The sequence below is a fragment of the Deltaproteobacteria bacterium genome, assembly GCA_009930495.1.
In the GTDB taxonomy this organism is placed as follows: domain Bacteria; phylum Desulfobacterota; class Desulfovibrionia; order Desulfovibrionales; family Desulfomicrobiaceae; genus Desulfomicrobium.
The window spans coordinates 1-1,081 of sequence record RZYB01000463.1; the positions used below are offsets into that span (position 1 = coordinate 1).

General features: G+C 62.7%; 2 protein-coding genes. Both read left to right on the forward strand.

Annotated elements, in window-relative coordinates; genetic code table 11:
* A partial coding sequence (locus EOL86_15490; protein ID NCD26973.1) for a LuxR family transcriptional regulator occupies window positions 1-456 on the forward strand: 456 nt, incomplete at its 5' end.
* A gap of 100 nt (window positions 457-556) precedes the next feature.
* Window positions 557-1,081, forward strand: a 525-nt coding sequence (locus EOL86_15495) for a pyridoxal 5'-phosphate synthase lyase subunit PdxS (GenBank protein ID NCD26974.1), incomplete at its 3' end; no start/stop codon positions are given.

A 1,081-nucleotide genomic window follows, 5' to 3' on the forward strand; every position in this document is an offset into this window, starting at 1 on the left:
CGCACGGCCGAACTCGAGGCCCAGACCGCGCGCTTGGCCGAGATGAACGCGGCCCTGAAGGTGATCCTGAACCAACGCGAACAGGACCGCGGCGAATTGGGGAAGAACATCCTCGCCAATGTCCGCAGCCGTTTGTTTCCGAGTCTGGAACGCCTTGAGGCGATGTGCGCCTCGGATCAGGCCCGCGAGGCTCTGGCCGAAATCCGTCTGGGGCTTCGGGAACTGACCGAGCCCTTCTGCCACCGGCTGTCCACGGCCTGCCAGGGCCTGACCCCCATGGAAACCCGGGTCGCGGAATGTATCCGCGAGGGACTGTCCACCAAGGACATTGCCCAGCGCCTGGGCGTGGGCACGGCCACGGTCGATTCCCACCGTCATCACATTCGCCGCAAATTGGGATTGGGCCACCGTTCGGTCAATTTACGCGCGTATCTTCAGTCCTTGGCCTCGTCATAATATGGAGATTTCCTCCATGTTTTCTCCGCGATAAACCGCTATTGTCATCCAGGTCCGCACCTGATTCATAGGCTCTGCACGAAAACCATCGGAGGACGCCATGAATCAGCATTCGGAAAATCAAAACAATCAAACACTTCTCAATACAGGCCTGGCCCGCATGTTCAAGGGCGGGGTGATCATGGACGTGGTCAACCCGGAACAGGCCCGCGTTGCCGAGGCCGCCGGGGCTTGCGCGGTCATGGCCTTGGAGCGCGTGCCGGCCGATATCCGCGCGGCCGGCGGCGTGGCCCGCATGTCCGATCCGGGTATGATCCGCGAGATCATGGCCGCCGTGTCCATTCCGGTCATGGCCAAATGCCGCATCGGGCATTTCATGGAGGCGCGCATCCTTGAGGCCGTGGGTGTTGACTACATCGACGAGAGCGAGGTTCTGACCCCGGCCGACGAGGAGTTTCACATCGATAAATTCGCGTTCAAGGTTCCCTTTGTTTGCGGCTGCCGCAATTTGGGCGAGGCCTTGCGGCGCGTCGGCGAGGGCGCGGCCATGATCCGGACCAAGGGCGAGGCCGGCACCGGCGACGTGGTCGAGGCCGTGCGCCATGCCCGGACCGTGCAGGGTGAG